The sequence below is a fragment of the Treponema sp. Marseille-Q4523 genome, from assembly GCF_016901105.1.
GTDB lineage: Bacteria > Spirochaetota > Spirochaetia > Treponematales > Treponemataceae > Treponema_D.
On record NZ_JAFEVM010000061.1, the window covers coordinates 1 to 6431 of the forward strand.

At 44.7% G+C, this 6431-nt stretch carries 5 protein-coding genes; all 5 read left to right on the plus strand.

The genetic code is table 11. The features are described 5' to 3' along the window. The first annotated feature begins 336 nt into the window (after nt 1–336). Nucleotides 337–3789 (plus strand): RHS repeat domain-containing protein, encoded by a 3453-nt coding sequence (locus JSQ97_RS12330; RefSeq protein WP_205076319.1) that lies wholly within the window; start codon nt 337–339, stop codon nt 3787–3789. Between the two features lie 31 nt (nt 3790–3820). After that, on the plus strand, nt 3821–4393 hold the full coding sequence (locus tag JSQ97_RS12335) for a hypothetical protein (RefSeq protein ID WP_205076320.1): 573 nt from the start codon (nt 3821–3823) through the stop codon (nt 4391–4393). A 423-nt stretch (nt 4394–4816) separates the two neighbouring features. Further along, entirely contained in the window at nt 4817–5299 is a 483-nt protein-coding gene (locus JSQ97_RS13170; RefSeq protein ID WP_370590055.1) for a hypothetical protein, read from the plus strand. Nucleotides 5300–5314: 15 nt separating this feature from the next. Next, on the plus strand, nt 5315–6196 hold the full coding sequence (locus JSQ97_RS13175; protein ID WP_370590056.1) for an RHS repeat-associated core domain-containing protein: 882 nt from the start codon (nt 5315–5317) through the stop codon (nt 6194–6196). A 16-nt stretch (nt 6197–6212) separates the two neighbouring features. Continuing rightward, nucleotides 6213–6431: hypothetical protein (locus tag JSQ97_RS12345; protein ID WP_205076321.1), on the plus strand; the 219-nt coding region annotated here is incomplete at its 3' end.

A 6431-nucleotide genomic window follows, 5' to 3' on the forward strand; every position in this document is an offset into this window, starting at 1 on the left:
CAATAATATAGTATTTTACAATTTTGCATTGTAGTATTATAATAAAACGATTTATTGAAAAACACAAGGAATTTTCTGCAAGATATTCCCATGAAATGTTTTGCAGGTTCGCTCTTTGACAATTTACCAGCGGCTCAAAATCATGGCGTTTGAGCTGTAGAAAAAGCATATTTGCCAAGAGTATGCTTTTTCTACAAAAGTTGCCAAACAGTTTTTAACGCAGGAAACCCCGCCTACGCCGGATTGGAGCACCGCGCAGCGTTCCCGCCGCGAGCGGCGGGAATGAGGGTTACCGAAGTGCGAAAAGCCGGTTGGCACATAATGCGTCGTCCTGAAATGACGAATACGATACTCGTGTATGAGCCGGGCGGGAGCATGAAGTGGTATCGCTACGACGATATCGTGCACCAGTACCCGACGACGATCGCGAAGACGGGGAGCATGGAGCGAGTGAAAGCGGGAAGGGATAACCCGCGTAACGCGACCTATGAAAGCAGTATCACCTGGGATATCGCGACGGGAACGAAGACGAGTGAAAAAGACATCAACGGCAACGAGATGCGCTATGTGTACGATGCACAGCAGCGGCTTACGGAAGTGCGAAGCCCCTACGACGAGGAAGGAGGCATACCTGCCGTACGCTATAGCTACCATACGCCTGCAGGGGGCTTTTGGTATGCGGTGACGGAAAACAAAGTCGTAACCGACGCGCACAATACGGAAGTGATACGGACATTTATCCAGACCGACGGGCTCGGACGGGCGATCATCAGCGCGAAGACGGGGTGCACATTCGACAGCGAGAAAAAGGTGAAGACAGTCGGGTGGAACGTCGGGGGAGCGGTGAGCTACGATGCGAAGGGGCGGACGATCGCCGAAGGGCAGCCGTATTTTATCGCGGGGGAAAGCATTGAAGCGGTCAACCTCAACGGAAAAGATGATAAAAAGCAAGCAGAGTTATATCAACTGATACGGCCGACGGAAAAGGCATACGACGCACTCGACAGAATCGTTCGCACCGTACTGCACGGCGGAAGCTATGACGAATATACCGGCACGGGAAAGCGCGTACAAAAAGTGCGGTACGGCATCACGGATGACGGGCTTTCGTATACGGAGACGACCGACCCGAAGGGGAACGTCGGCGTACAGTATGCGGATGCTCGCGGGAATATCGTCAAAGTAGAGCGCTACAGCAAAAAAGATACTGCACACCCGCTTACATCTGCAACGTATGAATACGATACACTCGGCCAAATGACCGCAGCTTACGATGCAGCTCGAAATCCGATCACCGTCACCTATGACATGCTCGGACGGAAGACGGAGCTTACGACAAAGGACGGAGGGGCAAAGCGCTACACCTACGACGAACTGCACCTTTTATATGAAGACGACTCAGTGCTTCGCGAGTCGGGACAACGGATCGATTACACGTACGACGGTTTCAATCGCGTCGTAAAGATCGTATACCCCCAAGGCGGGGATGTCGAATACGAATATGGAATACCCAAAGCCGCGAACAACAGCGCGGGTAAAGTCGTCTCCGTATGCGATGAAGCGGGTGAGACACGCTACGAATACGGAAAGCTCGGAGAAGTAACCAAGGAAACGCGAACGCTTAAACGGCACATCCCCGCGTATGAAGATGAAAAGACCGCCGTCATGGAGTATGTGAGCGACTATCTCGGACGTATGCAGCGCATTACTTACCCCGATCGGGAAGTCGTCAGCTACGGCTATGATGCAGGCGGACAAGTGTGCAGCATAACGGGTGTACGCGACGGCCAAAACTACACCTATGTCGCAGACATCGGGTATGACGAATACGGCCAGCGGGTGTACATCAAATACGGAAACGGAGTTGAGACGAATTACACGTACGACAAAGATATGCGCTGGCTCAAGCACATAGACACGCAAAACACCTACGGAAAACAGTACCAGAACATAGAATACTCCTTCGACGACGTCGGCAATGTAGAAAAATATACGAACGACTGTATGAACGGCTCTCGCTACCGCACGGAACAGACATATACCTACGATGCGCTCTACCAGCTTATTTCTGCAACCGGTACGACCGAAGATAACCCGTATGCCATCCCCGGCTCCCCCGACTATTCGAGCACGTATACGCAGGACTTTTCCTTCGATGCAATCGGCAACATGACGCATAAAAAGAGCGAGGAGACCATAACCCCTGCGATACAAAAGAAGGGCGGAGACGATTTAAACTACGAGTTTACCTACCAATACGATGCAGACTATGCACACCGCTTAAAACGAGCGGGCAGCGAGCAAAAGGGTTGGCGCTACTACACCTACGATGCGAACGGAAACGTAACGTCCGAAAGCGACGGTGTTGCCCCGAATGAGGACACAACAACGCTCACCCCGGTAACCGTAACGACGCAGACGAATGCAGCAGGCGAGAGCGTCTACGAAGCGGACTATGCGTGGGCATGGCCGTGGGGAGGAAACGGTAATAGCGGAAAGAAACCCGTACCGAACAACAAGCGCAGATACGAGTGGAACAGCCGAAACCTCTTAATGCGGAGCGTAAACTCTGTCTACGATACGCGGTACGCATACGCAGCGGACGGGAATAGAGCTGCGAAGTGGACGGCGACAAAGTCGAGCGAGACGTTATACTTCAACACGATGTGGACGTGGCACACTGACAAAGGATTGCCTGAAGGGCAGTATTCGAAGCACATATACTTAGGCGAAACACGGGTCGTAACGAAGCAGACGAGTAAGCTCGAAGCGAGCTACGGACAGAGCGACGAGTGGCATCATCAGTATTACTACCACCCGGATCACTTGGGAAGCGCACAGCTCATAACGGACTACGAAGGGAATGAATACCAGCGCATAGAGTACACACCGTACGGGGAGCTGTGGGTAGAGAAAAAGACGGAGAAAGAGGAGGGACTGCGATATCTGCCGTATAAGTTTACTGCGAAGGAGCAGGATGAGGAGACCGGGCTGTATTACTACGGTGCGAGATATTTGGATGCGAAATACTCGCGGTGGTTGAGTACGGATCCGGCGGTAAGTGATTACATACCGATGGCGCCGACAGATGACAACGCCCGTAAGCATAACGGGCAGCTGCCGGGACAGGGTGGTGTGTTCAATGTTGTAAACTTCCAGCTGTATCACTATGCGGGGAATAACCCGGTGAAGTATACGGACCCGGATGGGAAATTTACGTGGGCCGCAATTCCGTTTATAATAGGAATTGGATTACTATTTAAGACTGATACACAACCCAAAGCAACCCCTATAAATGCGGATGCAATAAATAATAAATTAGCTAATATTTATTATAATGATCCCTCAAAATTAAGGGGTGTTTTCTTGTCTTCGCCTTATACTAGGGAAAATTCTGAGTCCCTGACGCTTGAATCACATCCAATAGTGGCCTTTGGATGTGCACTCCCAAGAGGCAATTATTCAGAAAGTGACTATTCAAATCAAAATCAAATGAAAGATACGAGGATAGAAAAAACAAGAACTGTACTTGATGGATTGAATCTTGCGAGTTCAATCATTCAGAAGTTATCTGATGGTCATGTAGGCGATATAACTCTAACTTATAAAAAAGGTTGGGGAAAAATTACTTCATGGACGTTGACTTTAACAACATTAGATCCTGTATCAGGGAGATCTACCGGCAGACAAGTTTTTTCGCGAGAGGATGCTTTAAAATATTTGAATGATAATAAGGAGATACTGAAAAATGATCCAGCTTATAAAGAGCTTAAAATTCTTCTTGATTAGTGTTCTATTGCTTTTATTCATGACTTCTTGTATGCTAGAAAAAAAATATATTGATTGGAACATAATTGGAACTTTTACTGATGGGACAGAGATAGTTTTGAAATTTAGAAATCAAAAAGAAAAAATCCGTTCTGTAAAAGTAAAAGTGAATAAAAGAAAATCACTAGAATTTTTCAAATATGAAGTTTTATGTGGCGTGGAGCATGATTCAAATTTTTATGTAACCGTGAATCAGGATGTAAACTCTAACGTTGTAGAGATATATCTTTTTCCCCGCCGTAATCTATTGGATTTATCCGATGCCTATTTGGTAGAAGCTGCCCCCTTTATCGATTTTTATTTTATTGAAGGCTATGATGAAGATAAAGGGAAAAATTATTATATTTTTTCTCGAGATAATGAAATTAAAAAGCAATCAATAATAAATCCGCGGTTTGACAATTTGGCTTTAGTATTGGAAAACCTCGATTCCGATTGCGCATATTATACTGACGGGGAACAAAAGTTACTTGCTCCATATAACGGCTACATAATTAAAAGTAAAAATTTTGACAATTATGTATTTTTATCAACGCTTTGGGGTGAGTTTTCATTTATTCCGTAAGCATAACGGATATGTGTTTTTTTAGGTAGTGTTATTTGAGCAAATAAGGCTGATTTGGTTTTAATTTAAGGAGTTGTTACGATAGCAAAAGACGAGGAAAGCGTGACTTTTACAAAAATTTTTCTATTATTGTAATCATCATTTAGATTTATTTCAGATTGATTATGAGGTAAAAAAATAATTGATGAAAGAGAATATTTGAGGATAAACTTGTTAAGTATTAACTTACTCCACATCTGGTGTTTCCCGCGTTGCGTAGGATACCGGATGTTAGTCCTACAAATAGGGATATGTATGAGTACTAGAGTACGAATGTGCATTATAATAAATCGGTTTGATAAAGAATTTTCTGCAAGATATTCCCATGAAATATTTTGCAGTTTTGTTCTTTGACAATTCAGCAGCGGCTCAAAATCATGGCGTTTGAGCTGCAAAGCTGCCTACGATACACGGTACGCGTACAGTGCCGATGCCTTGGGTGCCGAAGGCACGCTGGATAATAATTTCCGCTTACGCAAACGGCGCGCTTGCGCGACGTACGGAAACAGAGCGGCGAAGTGGACGGTAACTCAATCAAGTGAAACGCTGTACTTTAACACGATGTGGACGTGGCACACGGATACGGGACTTCGCGACGGACAGTATTCAAAGCATATCTACTTAGGTGAAACGCGGGTTGTAACGAAGCAGACGAGCAAACTCGAGGCAAGCTACGGGCAAAGCGATGAGTGGCATCACCGGTATTATTATCACCCGGATCATCTGGGTTCAGCACAACTAGTGACCGATTTTGAAGGCAACGAGTACCAGCGGATAGAATACACGCCGTACGGGGAGCTGTGGGTAGAGAAGAAGTCGGAAAAGGAAGAAGGGCTGCGGTACTTGCCGTACGCTCATGCCGCGTAAGCGGCGAGTGAAATAATTTTCCGCTATGCGCACGACCGCAGGTCGTACAAATTCACTGCGAAGGAGATGGATGAGGAGACGGGGTTATATTACTATGGTGCAAGATATCTGGATGCGAAATACAGTAGGTGGCTGAGTACGGATCCGGCGGTGAGTGATTACGTACCGCAGGCTCCTGTAAACGACGAGGCACGCAAACATAATCAGAATTTGCCCGGTATGGGCGGAATCTTCAATCACATCAATTGCAATTTGTATGCCTACGGGGCAAATAACCCGGTACGCTATATAGACCCGGATGGAAGGAAATCTGTTAATTTTAACCAGAAAGAATATATCAGGCAACAGATATATGCACAGACATGTGTAATAGATGCAGGATTTAGAGATTTATTAGGGAAAGTCGGTAACGCAATCGTAAATATTTTTACAGGAAATGCATCTTATCAAGTTTATGCCAAGGCTTCCCTGAATATACTTAATTTTAATTGTACTATATCTGATTTAAAGATTGGCTCTAAAGGTCAGGATTTATCATTCACCCTTGAACGAAAGGCTGTAGATAAATTTTTAGAGTCTTTTGAGTCATTGATTGACACTCCCATAACACTTACTACTAGTAAGTTAAAAGTAAGTGTCGGAGGAGCACGTTTTACTCTCCAAACAGACGGAACTAATTTACGAGTGGATGTCAATGTTGGGAAAAGAAAATCTATAGACCTAGGTGCTTTAGGTACAGGAAAAGTAAATATTTGTGCTGGTATAAATATAACAACAAATATGGATGACGGACCTTTGGGTACTATAAGAAACGGAAAAAATCCGGTAATTGAAAATGATAAAGCAGCTTATAATTATTATACATCGTCGGATAGAGTGTTCGAACTGATGAAATAGGATTTGGATCGATACTATGAAAACGAGAAATTATTTTGTTTTGGGTATTATATGTTTTTGTATTATGGGGTGTAATCAACGTAGGTTTGATGCGGTCACTTTTTTTATAGATTCCGGAAATCTTGAAAAAGCCGAATTGATATTAAAAAGTATGAATAAAGGAGAAAAGGAATCATTTGCATATAATTATTTAAGCGGGATTATTCTTATTAAAAAAAGTATTTCCGGATATAAG